19 protein-coding genes and 1 pseudogene are annotated in these 19,726 nt (G+C 69.7%); 7 read left to right on the top strand and 13 right to left on the bottom strand.

Annotation, left to right across the window (positions count from 1 at the left end; all coding sequences use genetic code 11):
* The first annotated feature begins 69 nt into the window (after window positions 1–69).
* Complete coding sequence (cofH, locus tag GBA65_RS09165; protein WP_166396308.1) at window positions 70–2,463, top strand: 5-amino-6-(D-ribitylamino)uracil--L-tyrosine 4-hydroxyphenyl transferase CofH; 2,394 nt, start codon at window positions 70–72, stop codon at window positions 2,461–2,463.
* A 29-nt stretch (window positions 2,464–2,492) separates the two neighbouring features.
* On the opposite strand, the gene GBA65_RS24190 is transcribed toward cofH, so the two are convergent.
* The 3 genes and pseudogenes from GBA65_RS24190 to GBA65_RS26310 all read right to left on the bottom strand — a co-directional run.
* Window positions 2,493–3,557 (bottom strand): TIGR03668 family PPOX class F420-dependent oxidoreductase, encoded by a 1,065-nt coding sequence (locus GBA65_RS24190; protein WP_228281779.1) that lies wholly within the window; start codon window positions 3,555–3,557, stop codon window positions 2,493–2,495.
* Window positions 3,554–4,174, bottom strand: a complete 621-nt coding sequence (locus GBA65_RS25150; RefSeq protein WP_166396307.1) for an LLM class flavin-dependent oxidoreductase — start codon at window positions 4,172–4,174, stop codon at window positions 3,554–3,556. Before GBA65_RS25150 ends, GBA65_RS24190 begins: the two co-directional genes overlap by 4 nt.
* 118 nt (window positions 4,175–4,292) lie before the next feature.
* A pseudogene (locus GBA65_RS26310) lies at window positions 4,293–4,667 on the bottom strand (LLM class flavin-dependent oxidoreductase); the annotation flags it as partial.
* Window positions 4,668–4,684: 17 nt separating this feature from the next.
* Here GBA65_RS26310 and GBA65_RS09145 point away from each other — a divergent pair.
* Window positions 4,685–4,933, top strand: a complete 249-nt coding sequence (locus GBA65_RS09145; RefSeq protein WP_207956277.1) for a FitA-like ribbon-helix-helix domain-containing protein — start codon at window positions 4,685–4,687, stop codon at window positions 4,931–4,933.
* Between the two features lie 6 nt (window positions 4,934–4,939).
* Window positions 4,940–5,335, top strand: coding sequence for a type II toxin-antitoxin system VapC family toxin (locus tag GBA65_RS09140; RefSeq protein WP_166396305.1), 396 nt, complete (start codon window positions 4,940–4,942; stop codon window positions 5,333–5,335).
* 54 nt (window positions 5,336–5,389) lie between these two features.
* Here the strand turns inward: GBA65_RS09140 and GBA65_RS09135 are convergent, their stop codons facing one another.
* Window positions 5,390–6,094: a queuosine precursor transporter gene (locus tag GBA65_RS09135; protein ID WP_207956276.1), complete on the bottom strand. Its 705-nt coding sequence runs from the start codon at window positions 6,092–6,094 to the stop codon at window positions 5,390–5,392.
* Between the two features lie 176 nt (window positions 6,095–6,270).
* Between GBA65_RS09135 and solA the strand changes: the two genes are divergently transcribed.
* From solA to GBA65_RS09120, 3 genes are all read left to right on the top strand, one after another.
* On the top strand, window positions 6,271–7,425 hold the full coding sequence (gene solA, locus GBA65_RS09130) for an N-methyl-L-tryptophan oxidase (protein ID WP_166398424.1): 1,155 nt from the start codon (window positions 6,271–6,273) through the stop codon (window positions 7,423–7,425).
* A gap of 4 nt (window positions 7,426–7,429) precedes the next feature.
* The gene (locus tag GBA65_RS09125) at window positions 7,430–8,923 is read left to right on the top strand and encodes an aldehyde dehydrogenase family protein (RefSeq protein WP_166396304.1); all 1,494 of its coding nucleotides are present in this window, start codon (window positions 7,430–7,432) and stop codon (window positions 8,921–8,923) included.
* Window positions 8,924–9,033: 110 nt separating this feature from the next.
* Window positions 9,034–9,618 (top strand): uracil-DNA glycosylase, encoded by a 585-nt coding sequence (locus GBA65_RS09120; RefSeq protein ID WP_166396303.1) that lies wholly within the window; start codon window positions 9,034–9,036, stop codon window positions 9,616–9,618.
* Here GBA65_RS09120 and GBA65_RS09115 read toward each other — a convergent pair.
* The 9 genes from GBA65_RS09115 to cofD all read right to left on the bottom strand — a co-directional run bounded on the left by GBA65_RS09115 (window position 9,615) and on the right by cofD (window position 18,888).
* Window positions 9,615–10,418, bottom strand: a complete 804-nt coding sequence (locus GBA65_RS09115) for a sulfite exporter TauE/SafE family protein (protein ID WP_166396302.1) — start codon at window positions 10,416–10,418, stop codon at window positions 9,615–9,617. The genes GBA65_RS09120 and GBA65_RS09115 overlap by 4 nt on opposite strands.
* Window positions 10,415–10,984 (bottom strand): adenylyl-sulfate kinase, encoded by a 570-nt coding sequence (cysC, locus tag GBA65_RS09110; protein WP_166396301.1) that lies wholly within the window; start codon window positions 10,982–10,984, stop codon window positions 10,415–10,417. Before cysC ends, GBA65_RS09115 begins: the two co-directional genes overlap by 4 nt.
* A gap of 57 nt (window positions 10,985–11,041) precedes the next feature.
* Window positions 11,042–12,229, bottom strand: a complete 1,188-nt coding sequence (gene sat / locus GBA65_RS09105; protein WP_166396300.1) for a sulfate adenylyltransferase — start codon at window positions 12,227–12,229, stop codon at window positions 11,042–11,044.
* Window positions 12,226–12,576 carry a hypothetical protein gene (locus tag GBA65_RS09100; protein ID WP_166396299.1) on the bottom strand — a complete coding sequence of 117 codons (351 nt, stop codon included), beginning with the start codon at window positions 12,574–12,576 and terminating at the stop codon, window positions 12,226–12,228. Before GBA65_RS09100 ends, sat begins: the two co-directional genes overlap by 4 nt.
* Window positions 12,577–13,920, bottom strand: a complete 1,344-nt coding sequence (locus GBA65_RS09095) for a Coenzyme F420 hydrogenase/dehydrogenase, beta subunit C-terminal domain (protein ID WP_228281776.1) — start codon at window positions 13,918–13,920, stop codon at window positions 12,577–12,579.
* The gene (locus tag GBA65_RS09085; protein ID WP_166396298.1) at window positions 13,920–15,560 is read right to left on the bottom strand and encodes a nitrite/sulfite reductase; all 1,641 of its coding nucleotides are present in this window, start codon (window positions 15,558–15,560) and stop codon (window positions 13,920–13,922) included. The genes GBA65_RS09095 and GBA65_RS09085 overlap by 1 nt, the downstream gene beginning before the upstream one ends.
* Window positions 15,547–16,305, bottom strand: coding sequence for a phosphoadenylyl-sulfate reductase (locus GBA65_RS09080; RefSeq protein WP_166396297.1), 759 nt, complete (start codon window positions 16,303–16,305; stop codon window positions 15,547–15,549). Before GBA65_RS09080 ends, GBA65_RS09085 begins: the two co-directional genes overlap by 14 nt.
* A gap of 289 nt (window positions 16,306–16,594) precedes the next feature.
* Window positions 16,595–17,950: a coenzyme F420-0:L-glutamate ligase gene (gene cofE, locus GBA65_RS09075; protein WP_166396296.1), complete on the bottom strand. Its 1,356-nt coding sequence runs from the start codon at window positions 17,948–17,950 to the stop codon at window positions 16,595–16,597.
* Window positions 17,947–18,888 carry a 2-phospho-L-lactate transferase gene (gene cofD, locus GBA65_RS09070; protein WP_166396295.1) on the bottom strand — a complete coding sequence of 314 codons (942 nt, stop codon included), beginning with the start codon at window positions 18,886–18,888 and terminating at the stop codon, window positions 17,947–17,949. Before cofD ends, cofE begins: the two co-directional genes overlap by 4 nt.
* A gap of 64 nt (window positions 18,889–18,952) precedes the next feature.
* On the opposite strand from cofD, the gene GBA65_RS09065 reads away from it, so the two are divergent.
* The gene (locus GBA65_RS09065; RefSeq protein WP_166396294.1) at window positions 18,953–19,723 is read left to right on the top strand and encodes a lipoate--protein ligase family protein; all 771 of its coding nucleotides are present in this window, start codon (window positions 18,953–18,955) and stop codon (window positions 19,721–19,723) included.
* Window positions 19,724–19,726: the final 3 nt, after the last annotated feature.

Here is a 19,726-nt window from a genome sequence, read left to right as displayed (position 1 = left end):
CTAAACCATATCCGACAAGGTTTGTCGGATATGCTCGGGCCGGCGGGTCGGGGGGTATACTCCCCGACCATGAGAGCACAAGAGAGTTACGCAGGTCTGATCGGCAAGTCGGTCTCCGGGGGCGCCCTGGGGCGCGAGGAGGCCCGCGATCTCGGACGGTTCGCCCACGAGGCTCCGGGGCCGGCGATGGAGGCCGCGGCGCGCGTGCGCGACCGCCTCTTCGGGCCCAGGATCTCGTACTCGCGCAAGGTGTTTATCCCGCTGACGAAGCTCTGCCGGGACAACTGCGGCTATTGCACCTTCGCGCACGGGCCGCGCCCCGGCGAGAGGGCCTACCTCACGCCGGAGGAGGTGCTCGAGATCGCGCGCGCCGGCGCCGAGGCCGGGTGCAAGGAGGCGCTCTTCACGCTCGGGGACAAGCCGGAGAAGCGCTACCCGGAGGCGAAGCGGGAGCTCCGGGAGATGGGGTTCTCCTCCACGATCGAGTACCTCGTCCACTGCTGCCGGCTCGTCCTGCAAGAGACGGGGCTGCTGCCGCACGCGAACCCCGGGGTGCTCTCCGAGGACGAGGTCCGCGCGCTGCGCGAGGTCTCGGTCTCCCAGGGGATCATGCTGGAGGGCATCTCCGAGCGACTCCTGGGGCGCGACATGGCCCACTGGGCCTCCCCGGACAAGGTGCCCGCCCGCAGGCTGGAGACGCTGGAGGCCGCCGGCCGCCAGGGGGTGCCTTTCACGACCGGCATCCTCATCGGGATCGGGGAGACCGTCGAGGAGAGGGTCGACGCCCTGCTCGAGATCCGGACGGTCCACGAGAGGCACGGCCACGTCCAGGAGTGCATCGTCCAGAACTTTCGGGCGAAGCCGGGGACGAGGATGGCCCTCGCCCCCGAGCCCGACGAGAAAGAGATGCTCGCCACCATAGCCCTCGCCCGGCTCCTCCTGCCCGGAGACGTCGCCGTGCAGGCGCCGCCGAACCTCGCGGGCGGCGCGGCGGACGCGGGGCAGTCGTACGCCAGGTACATCGGGGCCGGCATAAACGACTGGGGCGGGGTCTCCCCCGTCACCCCGGACCACGTCAACCCCGAGCGGCCCTGGCCCCACCTCGAAGAGCTGCGCAGGGCGACGGAGGCCGAGGGGTACCTGCTGCTCGAGCGGCTCGCGCTCCACCCCTCCTACGCGTCGGGGGCGGAGCGATGGGTGGACGAGGAGATCCGGCCGCGGGTGCTCGCCGCGCAGGACGCCGAGGGCTTCGCCCGCGTGGAGGACTGGTCGCCCGGCACGACGGAGCCCATCCCAACCGAGACCGTCCGGGAGGCGCGCGGGGGGCGCCCCTCCGGGATGCGCCCCGAGTTCGCGAGGGCTCTGGCGGCCTCCGGGGAGCGCGACCTCGACGAGGAGGAGATCTCCCTGCTCTTCACCGCCCGCGGCACGGAGCTCTCGGAGCTCTGCCGCGTGGCCGACGAGCTCCGGCAGGAGGTGGTCGGCGACGAGATCACGTACGTGATCAACCGGAACATAAACTACACGAACCTGTGCTACTTCCGCTGCCGCTTCTGCGCGTTCTCCAAGGGCCCGAAGTCTCTGAACCTGCGCGGCGACCCGTACCTCCTCGACCCCTCCGAGGTAGCCCGCAGGGCGCGGGAGGCGTGGGAGAAGGGCGCGACCGAGGTCTGCATGGTCGGGGGCATCCACGCGAAGTTCACCGGGGACAACTACATCGAGTACCTCCGGGCCGTCAAGGACGAGGTGCCCGAGATGCACGTCCACGCCTTCACGCCGCTGGAGGTCTTCCAGGGGGCGCAGACGCTCGGCGTCCCGGTCGAGGAGTTTCTCGTGGACCTCAAGGATGCGGGCCTCGGGACGCTGCCTGGGACGGCCGCCGAGGTCCTGGACGACGAAATCCGTGAGATCATCTGCCCCGACAAGGTGAACACGCAGGAGTGGTCCGACGTGATGCGCGCCGCGCACGCCGTGGGGCTCCGCTCGACGGCGACGATCATGTTCGGCCACGTCGACGGCCCCGTAAACTGGGCCCGCCACCTCACCGTGCTGCGCGACATCCAGGCCGAGACGGGCGGCTTCACGGAGTTCGTCCCGCTCCCGTTCGTCCACATGGGGGCCCCGCTCTTTCTCCAGGGCAAGAGCCGCCGCGGCCCGACCTTCGCCGAGACCGTGAAGATGCACGCCGTCGCGAGGATCTCGCTGCACGGCTACATCGACAACATCCAGGTCTCCTGGGTGAAGCTCGGCGAGGAGGGCGCGAAGCTCTGCCTCCAGGCCGGCTGCAACGACCTCGGCGGCACGCTGATGAACGAGAGCATCTCCCGCGCCGCAGGCGCCAGCCACGGCCAGGAGATGACGCCGCCCGAGCTGGAGCGCATGATCCTCGAGATCGGCCGCACCCCCCGCCGCCGCACCACCCTCTACGGCACGCCGGAGCGGGCGTACTCCCCGACCCGGTAACCAGGGACTAGGAGCTCCCGCCGGGGCTCCTAGTCCCTGTAGACCACCAGGTCGTCGAGCGGCCTGCGCCCGCGCCGCTTCGGCGGGTCGCCCGCGGCGTAGCCCAGGGTAAGGAGGGCGTGCGGGACGAGCTCGGGGTCGAGGCCCAAAGCGCTCGCCACCTCCTCCGGGCAGAACAGCGGGGCGCACATCCAGCCCGCGTCGAGGCCCTGCTCATAGGCGGCTAACAGGGCGTTCTGCGCGGCGGCGCCCAGCGACTGGACGGCCATCGTGGTCTCGTTGCGCTGGCGCTCGGGGTCCGGGTAGGCGTCGAGGTCGCCCCCGTAGAGGCAGATCAGGAGCAGGACGGGCGCGTCGAGCAGGCGGCCCCGCGAGCCCTCCAGCCGTTTCTCGACGACGGCGGCGTCCTGGCCGTCCATCTCCAGGTTTCTGCGCCACTCCTCCCCCATCGCGCCGGCGAGGCGCTCCTTCGTCTCCCGCTTCGTGACGACGGCGAAGCGCCAGGGCTGGGTACCGTGTGGCGAAGGGGCCCAGCGCGCGGCCTCCACGACCTTCTCCACGGCCTCACGGGGCACCTCGCGGTCTAGGTAGCGCCGGACGGAGCGACGCCCCCTGAGGGCCTCGAGCAGCGGCTCGGCCCCGCCGTCGGGGGCGTCGAGGGCGCCCCAGGAGGCGACGCGCTCGGGGCGTATGGCGATGACGGGGTTCTCCTCTATCCGCATCCGCTCGTACTGGTGGTACTTGCCGCGCAGCAGCCTGACGGCGGCGGCGTGATCGTCCGCCCCGGGCTCGACGAGCCCGGCCCTCCCGCGCACCATGACGTAGGCGAGGAGGTCCCAGTCCTCGGCGTAGCGGTCCGCCACGAGGGCGACGCTCGGGTTCTCCAGGATGTTGCGGACGCGCTTGAGGCGGGAAACGGGGACGTCCTTGGGCTTCTCGTCGAGGGCTATGTAGAGGCTTCGGCCGTCGGAGGCGAAGCAGACGGGGATGGCGTGCGGCGCACCGTCGGCGTCCGCCGTGGCGAGCCGGGCGACGCGCTGGCGCGTGAGGAAGGCGGTCTCCTCCGCCGAGAGGATGTCGGTCCGGGCCCTCAACCGGTCCTCTCCCCCACGCCCTCGCGCACCCTTGGCGCGACCTCCTCGGCGAAGAGGCGCATGTTGGCGAGGGATTGCTCGTGGGTGATCCCCGGGAGACGGCCCCAGAAGCAGAGGTGGTCGTACGGGGCCTCCTCGTGGAGCGCCACGAGCCTCCCGGCCACCTCGTCCGGCGTCCCGACGAAGAACTTGTTCCGGGGGAGGTCCTCCGGGCGGAGGCGGTGTGGCGTGGGCCCCTCGGGGTCGGCGCCCCACTCGGCGTAGCGGCTCGCCTGGTAGGCGAGGCCGGGTGCGACGAGATCCCAGGCCCTCTCGCCGTTCTCGTGCACGAAGACGGTCGTGGAGGCGTAGAAGGGGAAGGTAGAGGCGTCCCGGCCGCGGGCCTCGGCCCTCTCCATCAGGACGGCGCGCGTCTCTCCGAGGGCGGCCCGGCCGCTGGAGGCGAGGAAGCCGTCCGCGAGGCGGGCGGCGCGGTCGAGGGCGGGCTCCGTGTAGCCGCCGAGGTAGATCGGGATCTCCCGCCCCGGGCGCGGCTCGAAGGGGAGGTCGGGGAGGCTCCAGCGCCGCCCCTCGAATCCCGTGCGCCCCTCGTTCCACGCCCTGCGTATGATCTCCACCCCTCCTCCAACAGCGACGGCCGGTTCTTGGGGTTGAAGCCGAGGGCGTCGAACTCGTGCCGGACGTACCCGAGCCCCACCCGAGCGTGAACCTGCCCCCGGAGACGAGATCCACCACGGCCGCGTCCTCGGCGACGCGCAAGGGGTGGTGCATCGGGAGGAGCAGGACGTTCGTTCCTATGCCGATGCGCGTCGTGCGCGCCGCGATCGCGGCGGCCACCACGAGCGGGCTCGGCAGGTACCCGTCGTCGACAAAGTGGTGCTCGGAGAGCCACACGTCCGAGAAGCCGAGGGATTCGCCCTCGGAGATCTCCTCCAGGCACTCGGCGTAGAAGTCCGCGTACCTCCCCGTGAACGGCAACTCCTGCCGGAAGTCGTACCAGAGCCCGAAGGTCGGAGCGCCGTTATGGGTCAAGATGTACCTCCGTCGAGATCGCCCAGTCGCCGCATACTCTAACCCACAGGTGCCTCGGATCCAGCATGTGCTCCACATGTGATACTTTTGTCCGCATGGCCAAGATGATCCAGATACGGAACGTGCCGGACGATCTGCACCGCACGCTGAAGGTCCGCGCGGCGAAAGCGGGGATGACGCTCTCGGATTACCTCCTCTCGGAGATAGAGCGGGTGGCCGAAAAGCCGACCCTCCAGGAGCTTATGGAGCGCCTGGCGCAGCGCGAGCCGGTCGAGTTGGATGAACCGCCGGACGTGACGATCCGGCGCTTGCGGGACGCGGACGATCCTCGCGGTCTCGGCTGACGGTCCTTGATCGTACTCGATGCTTCGGCGGTGCTGGCCTGGCTGCTCAGGTTGGAGCCTGCCGCGGCGATAAGCCGTAGGTTCCAAGCCCCCGGCGAGAGCCTGCACGCGCCGCATCTGCTCAACGTCGAGGTGCTCCATGGTCTGCGTCGCCACGCCCTTCGCGGGAAGATGTCGCGTACCCGGGGCGACGAAGCTCTCGAGGACCTTCTGGACGTGGACGTCTCCCTCTACCCTCATGCCCCACTCGCCGGCCGCGTCTGGGAGCTGCGCGAAAACCTCACCGCTTACGACGCGGCCTACGTGGCGCTGGCTGAGGCTCTCGACGCACCGTTGATTACCACGGACGGAAGACTTGCTCGTGCCCCCGGGCACAGCGCGACGGTCGAGTTGTTCGGTTAGGCGAAGAGCATCCCCAATGACCCGGTCCGCCGCACGCGGTGCGACGCGAACTCGCTACCTGCCGAGCGGGAGCGGGTTGAAGCTCGTGTCGCGGTCGTAGACGTCGACGCCCTCGCGGCGCTTCAGGCGGTTCACGACGAGGTACGTAAACGGCGTGGCGAGGGCCTCGTAGGCGCTCTTCAGGACCCACTGGGTGAGGATTATGGGGATCAGGGCGCTCGTGGGGATCGTCCCGGCGAAGGCAAGGGTCACGAAGATCGCGGAGTCGAGGCCCTGGCCGACGAGGGTGGAGCCGATGGTGCGCGCCCACAGGTGGCGGCCCTCCGTGGCGACCTTCAGCTTCGCGAGGACGAAGGAGTTCGCGAGCTCGCCGACGAGGTAGGCGACGAAGGAGGCGGCGAGGAGGCGCGGGGCGTAGCCGAGGATCGTCTCGTAGGCCTCCTGTCCCTCCCAGATCGGGGCCGGGGGCAGGGCGCCGGCCAGCGAGATCACGCCGACGGCCAGGAGGTTGCAGAGGAAGGCCAGCCAGATCACGCGCCGCGCCGCCCGGAAGCCGTAGACCTCCGTGAGGATGTCCCCGAAGATGTAGCTGAGGGGGAAGATCAGGGTGCCCGCGTCGAGCACGAGCCCGAAGACCCCGACGAGCTTGACGGCCGTCACGTTGGCGACGACGAGGCAGGTCACGAAGACCGCGACGACGACCACGAACGCGAGCGAGTACCCCTGTTCCCTCTCGCCGGCGACGCCCCGATCCGACAATACGACCTCCCGAAAAGTCCGACACGAAAACGGGAGCGCTCGGGCTCCCTCGGCAAGTGATAACACCGCGGGCGACGGCGGTCAACGAGGGGTGCCCCCGAGGGTGCGCGCCGCTAGAATGGCGGGAGAGGGAAGGAGCGCCTTTGTACGACGCGATCGTGGTAGGCCTGGGCGGGATGGGGAGCGCGGCCGCGTACGCCCTCTCGCTCAGGGGGAAGCGGGTCCTCGGCCTGGAGCAGTTCTCCCCGGCCCACGCGCTGGGATCCAGCCACGGCGAGAGCCGGATAATCCGGCAGGCGTACTTCGAGGACCCGGCCTACGTCCCGCTGGTGCTGCGCGCCTACGAGCTGTGGGAAGGGTTAGAGCGGGAAGCGGGCGACGACCTCCTCTCGCTCACGGGCGGCCTGATGCTCGGGTCGGAGAGCGGCGAGCTCGTCGCCAGGAGCGTCAGGAGCGCGAGGTCTCACGACCTCCCCCACGAGGTGCTCGACCACCGGGAGCTCCGGCGCCGCTTCCCCGCCCTCGCCCCCGCCCCCCACACCGTCGCCCTGTACGAGCGCCGCGCGGGCTTCGTGCGGCCGGAGCGCTCGGTGATGGCGCACCTCTCGCGGGCCTCGGAGCTCGGGGCCGACCTCCGCTTCGAAGAACCCGTGACGCGCTGGGAGGCCGCACCCTCCGGGGACCGGGTAGAGGTCGAGCCCCCGAAGGGGACCTACGAGGCCGAGAGGCTCGTGATTTGCGCCGGCGCGTGGGCGCCGGAGCTCCTGACGGACCTCGGTCTGCCGCTCGAAGTCGAGCGACAGGTCATGTACTGGTTCGAGCCCGGGGGCGGCGTAGAGCCGTTCCTCCCCGAGCGGTTCCCGATCTTTATCTGGGAGCCGGACGACGGCAACATGTTCTACGCCTTCCCGGCGGTGGACGGCGGGGAGACCGTGAAGGCCGCGTTCTACAGGGCCGGCGGGGTCCCCTGCACCCCGCGGACCATCGACCGGGAGGTCCGCGAGGGGGAGATCTCCCGCCTGCGCGGGTACCTCTCGGAGCACGTCCCGGCGCTCGCGGGGCGCTGCGTCGACGCGCGGGCGTGCATGTACACGAACACCCCGGACCTCGACTTCGTCCTCGCGCCGCACCCGGAGTTCGAGGCGGTCGCGGTCGCGGCGGGCTTCTCCGGGCACGGCTACAAGTTCTGCACCGTCGTCGGCGAGATCCTGGCCGACCTGGCGACCGAGGGCTCGACGGAACACCCCATCGGGCTCTTCTCCCCCGCCCGGTTCGCGCCGGAGCCGCGGGACGCCGCGACGGGCAACGTCCGAGACGCGACAGGAGGATAAAGAGATGACCGAGACGCGGGCGCGGAGCGTAGGAAACCACATCGGGGGCGAGGTGCGCGAGGCGGCCTCCGGGGGGTGGTTCGAGAACCGCAGCCCGACGGATGGGGAGCTTCTGGGCCTCTACGCCCGTTCGGGGGCGGAGGACGTGGGCAGGGCCGTCGAGAAGGCTCGGGCGGCGTTCGAGGGCTGGCGGCTCTACCCGGCGCCGAAGCGCGGCGAGATCCTGTACCGCGCGGGCGCGCTCATGGCGGAGCGCAAGGAGGAGTTCGCCCGCGCGATGAGCCGGGAGATGGGCAAGGTCCTCTCCGAGGCGCGCGGCGACGTGCAGGAGGGCATCGATATGGCCTTCTTCGCCGCGGGCGAGGGGCGGCGCATGCTCGGCGACACCGTCCCGGCCGAGCTCCCGGAGAAGTTCGCCATGAGCATCAGGATGCCCATCGGGGTGGTCGGCCTGATCACGCCGTGGAACTTCCCCGTCGCCATCCCATCCTGGAAGAGCTTCCCGGCCCTCGTCGCCGGCAACACGATAGTCCTAAAGCCAGCCGAGGACGCCCCGGAGTGCGCCCGGCTCTTCACCCAGCTCCTCCTCGACGCCGGCCTCCCCGAAGGGGTCTTCAACACCGTCTTCGGCCTCGGCGAGGAGGCGGGCGCCGCACTCGTCGAGCACCCAGGAGTCGCCGGGGTCTCCTTCACCGGCTCGACCGCCGTCGGGGTGAGCATCGCCCGCGAGGCCCACAGGACCCACAAAAAGGTCGCCACCGAGATGGGCGGCAAGAACGCGATCATCCTCATGGACGACGCCGACGTGGACCTCGCGGTGGAGGGCGCCGTCTGGAGCGCCTTCGGGACCGCCGGCCAGCGCTGCACAGCCGCGAGCCGCCTGATCGTGCACGAGCGCGTCCTCGACGAGTTCACGGAGGGACTGGTTCGTGCGGCAAACGCCCTGAAGCTCGGCGACCCGCTGGACGAGGGCACGGACGTCGGCCCGCTCGTGAACGAGGAGGCCCTCCGCAAGGTTTCGGGCTACGTGGAGGTCGCGAAGGAGGAGGGCGCCACCCTGCTCTGCGGCGGCGAGCGGGCGACGGAGGGAGACCTCTCGAAGGGGAACTTCTTCCGGCCCACGATCTGGGGCGGGGTGGACCCCGGGATGAGGATAGCGCAGGAGGAGATCTTCGGCCCCGCCGTCTGCGTCATCCCGGTCTCCTCCTACGAGGAGGCCGTCCGGGTGAACAACGGCACCCCGTACGGCCTCTCCTCGGCGATCTACACGCGGGACGTCAACACGGCCTTCCGGGCCATGCGCGACCTCTACACCGGCATCAACTACGTCAACGCCGGGACCATCGGCGCCGAGATACAGCTCCCCTTCGGCGGCACGAAGGCGACCGGCGGCCACCGCGAGGTCGGCCAGCAGGCCCTCGACTCCTTCACCGAGTGGAAGTCCATCTACGTGGACTATTCCGGCAAGCTCCAGAAGGCCCAGATCGACGAGGTGTAAGGAAACCCCCGTTTGCCGGCTCGAAGTCGGGGTAGGATCGGGGCCATGCTAAGAACAGAATTCAACTTGAGAGAACCTGCCCGTCCCCTACCCCCGGAGGCGGGCTAGTCGTGGAAGAGAGGCAGGCGACCTGGGAGGACCTCAAGCGCCAGTCGACCGAACGTCTCGGCCCCAACGCCGTCTTCGGCGAGGGCCCGGTGGGCGCTACCGTCGCCATCGTCGGCGAGGCGCCGGGCGAGCAGGAGGACCGGGCCGGTAAGCCGTTCGTGGGCAGGGCCGGCAAGCTCCTGAACGAGCTTCTGGAGGAGGCCGGCATCGACCGCTCGGAGGTCTACGTCACGAACACCGTCAAGGTCCGCCCGACCGCCGAGAAGGACGGCCGCACGAAGAACCGTCCGCCGAGGGTCGGGGAGGTCCGGGAGGGCGTCGAGATCCTGCTCCCCGAGCTGAGGGCCGTGGGCCCCGACGTCCTCGTGTTGCTCGGCAACACGCCGTCCAAGGCGCTCATAGACAAGTCCTTCGCCATGAAGAAGGACCGCGGCGTGCTGAGGGAGTCCATCCTCGACCTGCCCGCCATCGCTACCTACCATCCCGCCTACCTGCTTCGCCTCCAGGGCACCCCGAGCTACGACGAGGCGCGGGAGGAGGCGATCGGGGACCTCAAGGCGGCCCGCGACGCCGCGAGGGGCTCCTAGGTCAGGAGCAGGCGGGCGCCGACGAAGATCAGCATGCACGCGAGGATGACGCGTAGGGGCTTGCCGGGGAGGTAGGGCGCGAGGCGGCTCCCCACCAGGACGCCGGGGACGCTGCCCAGTAGGAGCGTACCGGCGAGGCCCCAGTCCACGTTCCCCTGCGAGGCGTGGGCGAGGCCCGTGACGAGCGAGAGGACCGTGGCGTGGGCGATGTCCGTGCCGACCACGACCGCGGGGGCCAGCGGGTAGAGGAGGAGCAGTATGATCGCCATGATGCTCCCGGAGCCTATCGAGGTGAGCCCGACGAGGTAACCGCCCATGGTGCCGAACAGTACCGTGAAGAGGCGCCGCTTGAGGCTCATCGGGCTCTTGCCGTCCCAGGTCGGCTTATCCGAGGCGCTCGCCGGCCTCTCGCGCATAAAGAAGGTGCGGTAGATCAGGGACGAGCCCACGAGGACGAGGGTCGCCGCGATGATCGTGATCATGATCGAGCGGACCGACTCTTCGTCGTAGCTCGCCTTGATCCACTCCAGCGTCCCCACGCCGAGGAGGCTGGCCGGGAGGCTGCCGAGGCCCAGGAACACGGCGACTTGCAAGTTCACCGACCGTTGGCGGTAGTGCTGCACGGACCCGACCACCTTCGTGACGGTGGCGTAGACGAGGTCCGTGCCGACCGCGGTCGGGGCGGGGACGCCCATCGTGATGACGAGGAAGGGCGTCATGAGCGAGCCGCCCCCCACCCCCGTAAGGCCCACCAGAAAACCGACCAGCAGGCCAAACAGGGCGGGGGTGGCGTCGATCACGCGCGGTTGAGCTCCTCCACCGGCTCCAGGTAGCCCTTCTCCTCGAGCAGCGCGACGACGCGCGCGGCGCTCTCGCGGGGCTCCTCCTGGTTGGTCTTGATGTGGAGCTCGGGCGCGGTCGGCGGCTCGTAGGGGTCGGAGACGCCCGTGAACTGCGGGATCTCGCCGGAGTAGGCCTTCTTGTACAGGCCCTTCACGTCGCGCTCGGCGCAGACCTCGACCGGCGCGTCCACGAAGATCTCGACAAAGTCCTCGCCGATCTGGTGGCGCACCTGGTCCCGGACCTCCTTGAACGGCGAGATGGCCGAGACGATCACGCCGACGCCGTTGCGCGTCAGGATGTTCGCCACGAACCCGATCCTCAGCACGTTCGTATCCCGGTCCTCCCGGCTGAAGCCGAGGCCCTTGGAGAGGTTGGTCCTGACGATGTCCCCGTCGAGGACCTCGACGCTCCCGATCCTACGCCTCAGCTCCTTCTCGACGATCTCGGCGATGGTCGTCTTGCCGGCCCCGGAGAGCCCCGTAAACCATAGCGTAAAACCGCGATCCAGCTTCCCATTCTCCATTGCTGCTCCCATCTTCGGCCCCGCGAGGCTTATCCCCGCGGGGTACTTTGGCGTCTCTTACCGGCCGTTCTTCTCGGAGCGGAGGCCCTCTATGAGCACCTCGACGACCTCGGGGCGGGAGAACTCCTGCGGCGGGTACTCACCGTTGTGGAGCATCTCGCGCACCCTCGTCCCGCTAAAGAAGACGTGGTTCTCCTTGTCGTGCGGGCAGGTCTTCGTCGTCGCCATGCCGTCGCAACTCGTGCAGTAGAAGGCGTGCTCGAACATGAGCGGCGTGATCCCGAGCTCCTCGCCCTCGAACTCGTTGAAGATCTCCTGCGCCTCGTAGGTGCCGTAGTAGCTGCCCACCCCGGCGTGGTCGCGCCCGATAATGAAGTGCGTGCAGCCGTAGTTTTTACGGCACATGGCATGGAACACGGCCTCCCTCGGCCCGGCGTAGCGCATCGCGGCCGGGAAGACCGAGAGCACCGTGCGGTCCTTGGGGTAGTACCTCTCCAGGATCGTCTCGTAGGACTTCATCCTGACCGCCGCCGAGATGTCGTCGGACTTGGTCTCGCCGACGAGGGGGTTGAGGAGCAGCCCGTCCACGGTCTCCAGCGCGCTCTTCTGGATGTACTCGTGCGCGCGGTGGACGGGGTTTCGGGTCTGGAAGCCCACGACCTTCTTCCAGCCCTTCTCCGCGAACAGCGCCCGGAGCTCGGCCGGCTCGCGGTAGTAGCCGGGGAACGGCCTCGGGTTCGGCTCGTCGACGAGCAGCGTTATCTCGCCGCCGAGCAGGGTCTCGCCCTGCCGGTACAGCGCGGCCACGCCGGGGTGGTCCCCGTCTTCGGTCCGGTAGACGTTCTTGGCCTCGTGGATCTTGTCGTAGCCGTAGCGGTCCGTCACGGTCATCGTCGCCAGCACGTTGCCCGTCCCGTCCGTGAGCGCGACCTCGTCGCCCTCGCGGACGCCGTCCGCCTCGTCCCCGTTCGCCGACAGCGTGATCGGCATGCTCCACACGAGCCCGTTCGCCAGGTGCATCGTCTCGACGACGGCGTTGTAGTCCTCCCGGCCCATGAAGCCCTTGAGCGGCGAGAAGACGCCGGTCGAGATCATCTCTAGGTCCGAGAGGGCGCGCGGCCCGAGCGCGACCTTCTGAAGCCCCTGGGCGGCCTTGAGCCTCTCGGAGCGCTCGTCCACGGGCGCCCGCCGGTCGACGAGCTCCCCGCCGTGCGGCGCTATCGCCGTGTAGTCGGCGGCGCTCATCGGCTGGCCCCCGCGGAGGCGAGCTGCTTGCCGCAGCCGGCGTCCGGCAGGCGGCGCGTCACGCGGCCCGCGAGGCCGGCGGCGCAGTGCTCCCAGATCCGCTCGCCGACGACCCAGAGCCTCAGCTCACCGGCGTAGCCCCGGGCGATGGTCAGGAACGTATCGTATGGCATTCCGGCCTCCTCCAGACCGTCGCCCCACTCCTCCCAGAGGGTCTCGGCGACGAATCGGGCGTCGTTTATGGTCTTCATGCCATCCTCGGGGCGCTCCTCGAGCAGGGCGCGCGTCTCCGCGCGCAGCGCATAAGGCTCGGGGGGCATGGGTAGGCTTCTCCGCGTCTCGCTCAACTAGTACCTCACCGCTTCGTGTGCGACCGGCGCCCGATCCGTCCCGGAGTAGTTCTCCAGGTGCTCCTCGTAGTCGATAAAGAGAGGAGCCTCGGGGTCAAAAGCCCTCTTGAGGCTCTTGAACGCGATCCTCTTGTCCAAGGCGTCAAGCTTATCCAAAGCCTCCGGCTTGTCAAGGTCGCGCAGCTCGAGCTTCGAGCGGACGTGCTCGAACGCGTCCAGGCCTTCGTCGCTGCGGATGATGATCGAAGAGTACCCGTCGGCGCTCCCGACGCTCCCGACGGAGATGTCCGCCGCGTGCCCCATAAAGTCCGCGCACTCGTCGCAGCCCTTAAGGGCGGCGCCGTGGAAGTCCTTGATCGGCTCCTCGAAGATGGTCTCGCCGTCGAGGTCCTGAACGATCATCTTGCCGCGGATGATGTCGACCCTGCCGACGTTGTCGAGGTCGACGCCTCGCTTGTCCCGGATCTCGTCGAGCATCAGCTTCTCGTAGTTGAAGCTCTTCGTGCACAGGAGCGCAATGGTCAGGGTAATCGCCTCGACCTGGGAGGAGCCCCACGTCCACGGGCGGGCCTGCATCGCCTTGATCCCCTCGACCTCGCACGGCGTTCCCACCACGGCGATCCTCGGGTTCGGCGGCAGGTCGTAGCCCTTGAAGTCCACGTGCCCCAGGGCGAGCGTCTGGTTGTAGAAGGAGCCCGCGGCCTCGCGGACCTCGTCGGGGGTCCTGGCGAGAAACGCCTCGCCCTTCCACCGCTCGGTCTCCGACTCGCGGGCGACGAGAGCGCCGTCGATCTCGCCCTTCTCGAGAAGCTCGATCAGGAGCGCGCTGACGAACCCGCCGTCCTGGGCGCCCTCGATCATCGGGTTTATCCGGGCGGTGTACGTCTCGTGCACCGTCCCGAGGGCGTTGCCGGAGACGCCGTCCGGGACGCTCATCCCCGACGCCTTCGCGGCGGCGGCGTTGTTCCCCGTGATCTTCTCGAGCTGCCGCTCCTCGAACTCGTCGAGCTCCTCGTCCCGGCGCTCCTCCTCCGACTCCCCCCGGAAGAGCCCTTCCTCTTCGACCATCTTCGCGTCTTCGAGCTTCCACGTCGCCTCGTACTGAAGCCCCCCGCGCGGGCAGAAGTCCCAGCACAGCGAGCAGCCCGTGCACATTTTTACGAGCTCCGGCAGGTCGTCGCTCCCGATCCCGATGGAGTCGGTCGGGCACGCCGCGACGCAGACGCCGCACTGCACGCACCGCTCGGCGTCGATGACCGCCTTCTCCAAATCCCAGAACCAGACCTTGCCGGGCGCCTCGTCGATGTCGTTCATCAACTCCCGGATGTCGAACCCGGCCATTAGCCCCGCCCCCTGTTCCTGCCGGCGCTCCTCAGGGCGCCGCGTAACTCCTTGTTCGGCCGGCGGCGGGCCCACTCGTGGAACCTCTCGCCGTCCCGGCGCTCCTCCTTGAACTTCTCGAAGACCGCGACGAGCGCGTCCGGCACGTCGTCGGCGGGCTTCGCCCCCTCGACCCAGTCGATAAACGCCGCGTCCCGCCCCAAGGAGCCGCCCAGGCCGATGTCCACGCCCTCGACGAGGGCGTTCTTCGTCTTCGCGGTCTCGCCGCGGAAGCCGATGTCCCCGATCTGGGGCTGGGCGCAGGAGGCCGAGCAGCCCGAGAAGTGCATCCTGATGGCGTCCTGGCCGACGTCGCCGACCCGCTCGTCCATCTCCTTGGCCCACTCGACGGCCCGGATCTTCGTCTCCACTATCGCGAAGCGGCAGAACTCGTTACCGGTGCAAGCCACGATCCCGCGCTCGAAAGCGCCGGGCTTCGGCGAGAACCGCTTCAAGAGGGGCTCCGCGAGCAGCTCGTCGAGCTTCTCCTCGGGGACGTGCGTGATGACGAGGTTCTGGTCGGTGGCGAGCCGGACCTCGCCGCCGTAGCGCTTCGCGAGCCTCGCCGCCTCGACGAAGTGCTCGCCGCTCATGCGCCCCACGGGCACGTTGAGCCCGACGTAGTACAGGCCCTCTTCCTTCTGCGGGTGAACGCCGACGTGGTCGCCGCGGTAGTGCTTCGTGAGGTCCTCGCCGGCGGGCGTCAGCTCGAAGGCGGCGCGCTTCGCGAGCTCCTCGCGGAAGCCCTCGGGGCCGAGCTCCTGGACGAGGTAGCGCATGCGGTTCGTCCAGCGGTTCTCGCGGTTGCCGAGCTCGCCGAAGATCTGGGCGATGGCCCGCGTGAGCTCCACGGCCTGCTCCGGCCTGACGAAGACGTCGATGTCCGACGCCATCCTCGGGCCGTCCGAGAGGCCACCGCCGACGCGCAAGTTGAAGCCGAGCGTGCCGTCCGGAAGGCGGGCGGGCAGGAGGCCGATGTCGTTGATCTCGGCCTGCGCGCAGTCCTCCGTGCAGCCCGTCACGCTCATCTTGAACTTCCGGGGCAGGTTCGCGTACTCGCGGTTGCCGGTGAAGAAGTCGTTGATGGCCTGGGCGACCGGGAAGGCGTCGATGACCTCGTCGTGGCCGAGGCCGGAGACGGGGCAGCCGAGGACGTTGCGGGCGGAGTCGCCGCAGGCCTGGACGGTCGTCATCCCCACCTCCTCGAGCCTCCGCCAGATCTCCGGCACGTTCTCCATCTGGATCCAGTGCATCTGGATGTCCTGGCGCGTGGTCAGGTCGAGGAAGTTGTTGCCGAAGTGCGGGTTCGGGATGGGGCCGTTGGCGAAGTCTATGGCGATCTGGCCGATGGTCTCCGCCTGCTCCGGCGTCAGGACGCCGCCCGGCACCTTCATGCGCATCATGAACGCGTCCCCGCCCTGCTTCTGCGGGTAGATCCCGACCCACTTGAGCCGCTCGACCTCGCCGGGCACCTCGTCCATGGCCTTTATGCCGCGCTGCGAGTACGTCTGGATGATCGCCTCGCGCACCTCTAGCGGGTGACGGTCGAGCTTTATCTTCTCGACCCTGTTGAGCTTGTCGTGCTTTCTAAGCGTTTCCACGCGAAATCCGTCCCCCCACGAAGTGGATCCCGCACTCCGTCTTGTCCAGCCCGCTCCAGCGCCCGGCCCTCGGGTCCTCGTCCGGGGCGACGGGCCGCGTCTGCGGCTCGCAGCCGATGCTCTTGTAGCCCTTGTGGAGCAGCGGGTTGACCGGCACGCCGTGCTCGGCGACGTACTCGTGTACCCAGTCCTCCTCCACGGCCGCGAACGGCGCGATCTTCGCCGCCCCGTAGCGCTCGTCCCACGCCACGATCGGGGTGTTGGCCCGCTGCGGCGTCTGGCCGCGCCTGATGCCGGTCATCCACGCGTCGTAGCGCTTGAGCGCCTTGGCGAGCGGCTGGACCTTGCGCACCTGGCAGCACAGGTCCGGCGTGCAGGTCCTCATCTCCTCGCCGTAACGCTCGACCTGCTCCTCGATGGAGAGCTCGCTCCTCAAGACCTCCAGGGGCAGCTTGTAGCGCCCCCCCATGACCTCCTCGCGAAACTCGACCGTCTCCCGGAAAAGGAACCCGGTGTCGATCGTCAGCACCGTCACCTTGTCGGTGAGGCCGGAGATCATGTCGAGCAGCGACATCCCCTCCGGGCCGCCGAACGACGCCGAGAGGGCCAACCCCTCCCCGTACGTCCCGATCGCCCACTCGATGATCTCCTGCGGCGTCGCGCCCTCGAGCCGCTCGTTGATCTGCTCGAGCTCCTCGGGGCTGGGGACGTAGTCGTACCGCGCGGATGACAGAGCTTTAGACATCGTGCTCCTCTCTGAAATGAGATGGAAGAAATTCGAATGGCCCAGAGGACCGGAATGGGATCAGGCGCAAGCGCAACAAACGAGACATCGCATTCGGATAACCGAAGTGCCCGCCTCGTACCCCCGAGAACGTCTGCTCGTGTGCCTCGCAAGTCCACGGAACAGATACTAGGCAACGCCCCCCGGAGCGTCAACGCGAAATACGACATTTTTTGTCGGATTTACGAAAATTCCTTGCGAGGCGCGGAGGAAACCGCCCGATAGGGGACTTTTCTGCCCCTTTTCGGGCCTACCTGAACATGTCCTTCTCGGGCTCCATGAGCAGGTCCTTGCCGGACCCGTCGCCCCTGCCGTAGGCGTAGCCGCGGACGACGGCGACGGGGATGCCGTCCGTCTTCCCCATCACGAGCTCGGCGGCGGCGGCGAGCTCGTCGGCGACGGCGAGGATGCTCGCGGTGAGGGGGTGCCCGTGGGGGTCGAAACCTCCCCGGTAGTCGATCAGGGGCTCCATGCCCGCGACGCCGACGGCGACGTCCGTGATGCCGTTGCGCCAGGGCCGGCCGAACGAGTCGGAGACGACCACGGCGACGTCCGCCCCGGCGCGGGCCACGAGGGCGTCGCGGATGCGGGCGGCGGAGGCGTCGGGGTCGAGGGGGAGGAGGCAGACCGTCTCCTCGCCGGGGACGTTCGAGGCGTCCACGCCGGCGTTCGCGCAGACGAAGCCGTGGTGGGTCTCCGAGATGATGATGCCGCGCTCCATGCGCACGATGCGCCTCGACTCCCTGAGGACGACCTCGATCTGGCGGGGGTCCTTCTCCCAGCGGGCTCCGAAGCCCTTGGCGAAGGCCGAGGGCTCGATCGTCCGCAGGTCGACGAGGCGCCCCTCGGCTTTGCTGATCACCTTGTGCGTCACGACGACGACGTCCCCCGCGCGCAGGTCGTCCCCCACCGAGCGCGCCACGAGCCCGGGGAGGTCCTCCCCGCTCCGAACCTCCGGGAAGCCCGGCACCGGCATCACCCGTAGCTCGCCCGGACGGCCCTGCGCCGCGACGGCGGGCTCTGCGAGCCGGCGCAAATCGTCCGCGGTGTCGAGGTCGAAGCCGACGTTCGGCCGCTCGACGACGCGCGCCTCCACCCCGCGCTCTCCGGCCGCGCCGAGGTGCGCCGCGAAGCTGTCCGCGCCGAAGAGGAACGGGAGCGCGTCCGGCGGGCTCAGGAGCAGGCCGTTCGTCCCCTTCCCGGCGGCGTCCGGGGCGACCGCCGCGAGCCTCCCCCGCCCCCCGTCTCCCGCCCCCACGACCGCCTCGACGTCCGCCGCCCTGAGGAGCGGGAGGTCGGCCGGGAAGACCAGCAGCGAGGTCGCCCCGTCGGCGACGGCCCTCTCGCGGGCCTCCTCGAGGGCCGGGTTCATGCCGCGGCTCCGCTGACGGAGGGGTGTGGCGCCCGCAGCCCTCGCGGCGTCGAGGACGTCGGGGTCCGGGCTCACGACGTAGGCGCGCTCGACCTCCGCCTCCCGGAGCGCCGAGAGGACGTTTCGCATCATGGTCAGCGTGAGGGTCGCCCTGCCCCTGGGGTCGAGCACCGGGCCGAGCCGGCTCTTCGCCCCGGCGAGGTCCTTCACCGGCACGACCGCGTAGAGGCTCAACGCGCGCCCAGGTCCGAGCAGAGCTCCAGAACCTCGCGCGCGAGGCGCGCGCGGTCCCCCTCGTCGCGCATCACGGCGTCCGTGGTCTTCACGCGCATGCCGAGGCCCTCGATCTCCGGTCCCTCCCCGGCGTCGGAGCGGTCGATGAGGAACCCGGTCGCCAGCTCCTCGTACATGCGGGCGACGCCGAGCGCGGAGACCTCGTGCCCGAGCGTGCGCATCATCTCGTCCGCCGGCCCCTTGAGCGCCTTCCCGCCAACGATCGGGCTCACCGCGACCTTCGGCGCGGAGGAGCGCAGGAGGACCTCCTGCATCCCGGGGACGGCGAGTATGGGCCCGATGCTCACGACGGGGTTCGAGGGGCACAGGACGATCGCGTCCGCCGCCCCGAGGGCGGCCTCGACCCCCTCCGGCACGCGGGCTCCGTCGATGCCGCGCAGCTCGACCCCGAGCACCTCGTCCCGTTGGCCCCGGCGGACAAAGTAATCCTGGAACTCGAGGAGGCCCTCGGGCGTCTTCACCGCCGTTCGTACGGGCTCGTCGCACATCGGCAGGAGCGCGCTCCGGAGTCCGAGCGCCCCCGCGAGGCCGGCGGTCACCTCCGTCAGGCTCGAGCCGGCGCGCAGGCGCTGGGTCCGCAGGACGTGGGTCGCGAGGTCCCGGTCGCCGAGCCTGAACCAGGCGTCCTCGCCGTAGCGGGAGATCATGGCCAGGGCGTCGAACGACTCGTCCCTCACGCCCCAGCCGGTCTCCGGGTTGGCGAGGCCCGCGAGGGTGTACATCACGGTGTCGAGGTCCGGGCAGATGCGCAGGCCCCACAGCTCGAAGTCGTCGGCGGTGTTGGTGACGACGACGAGCTCGCCCGGCTCCAGGACGGCTTCGAGGCCGGCGGCGAGCTTCGCGCCGCCCACCCCGCCCGCGAGCGCGACTACGCGCACGGGACTCCTTCGGGGATGTTCTGAGCCGGGACCATCGAAATCTTCAAGCTGCTATCTTAGCACCGTGCGGATTCTGGTAGCCGAGAGCCTCAAACTCCCCGAGGACGGCTTCGGTCTCCAGCAGGCCGTCCTCGAGGAGGTCGCCGCCGGCTCGCGCGGCGCGACCACCCTTCTGTGGAGCTCCTCGCGCTACGTAGGGGCCACGCGGCCGGAGACGCGCCTGCCGGGCTTCCCCGAGGCCAGGAGGCTCGTCGAAGGCGACGGCTTCCCGGTCCTGATCCGAAACTCGGGCGGCGGGGCGGTGGCCGCGAACGAGGGCTCCATCTCCTTCTCCATCACCTTCCCGGTCGAGGACATGCGCCACGGCCTCTACGAGCGGTACGCGGAGGGCGCCGAGATCGTCGTGGACGCGCTTGCGAGGGTCGGCGTCGAGGCGGAGCCCGGGGAGGTCGAGGGCGAGTTCTGCCCCGGCGCGTACTCCGTCCGGGTCGGCGGACCGGAGGGGTTCAAGGTGGCGGGCCTCGCCCAGCGCGTGACCCGCCGGGCCGCCAGGCTCGAAGCGCTCGTCCTGGTGACGCGGACGGCGGAGATACGGCACGCCCTCACGCGCTTCTACGGCGCTCTGGGCCTCCCGTTCCGCCCGAGCGGCGTCGGAGACCTGCCCCGAGCAGGCGTGCCGGCCGTGGTCGAGGCGCTCGCCGACGCCGTCTCGGAGAGCTACGGCGGGGCGGAACGCGGGGAGATCGGGGAGGTCACGTTCGAGAGGGCCCGCTCCCTGCGCGAGAGCTGGCGGGCGGGTCCGGGACCGACAGGGCCGGTCGCGAGCAACTTGTAGAAG

The sequence above is a fragment of the Rubrobacter marinus genome, from assembly GCF_011492965.1.
GTDB lineage: Bacteria > Actinomycetota > Rubrobacteria > Rubrobacterales > Rubrobacteraceae > Rubrobacter_F > Rubrobacter_F marinus.
Note: the sequence above shows the minus strand (reverse complement) of the source record. Positions and strands in the feature narration are given on the sequence as shown.

Excerpts from the sequence above, each read along its gene's own strand:
- cofH (WP_166396308.1), top strand. The coding sequence starts at position 70 with ATGAGAGCACAAGAGAGTTACGCAGGTCTGATCGGCAAGTCGGTCTCC.
- GBA65_RS09145 (WP_207956277.1), top strand. The coding sequence starts at position 4,685 with ATGGCCAAGATGATCCAGATACGGAACGTGCCGGACGATCTGCACCGC.
- solA (WP_166398424.1), top strand. The coding sequence starts at position 6,271 with ATGGGGAGCGCGGCCGCGTACGCCCTCTCGCTCAGGGGGAAGCGGGTC.
- GBA65_RS09125 (WP_166396304.1), top strand. The coding sequence starts at position 7,430 with ATGACCGAGACGCGGGCGCGGAGCGTAGGAAACCACATCGGGGGCGAG.
- cysC (WP_166396301.1), bottom strand. The coding sequence starts at position 10,984 with ATGGAGAATGGGAAGCTGGATCGCGGTTTTACGCTATGGTTTACGGGG.
- sat (WP_166396300.1), bottom strand. The coding sequence starts at position 12,229 with ATGAGCGCCGCCGACTACACGGCGATAGCGCCGCACGGCGGGGAGCTC.
- GBA65_RS09095 (WP_228281776.1), bottom strand. The coding sequence starts at position 13,920 with ATGGCCGGGTTCGACATCCGGGAGTTGATGAACGACATCGACGAGGCG.
- GBA65_RS09080 (WP_166396297.1), bottom strand. The coding sequence starts at position 16,305 with ATGTCTAAAGCTCTGTCATCCGCGCGGTACGACTACGTCCCCAGCCCC.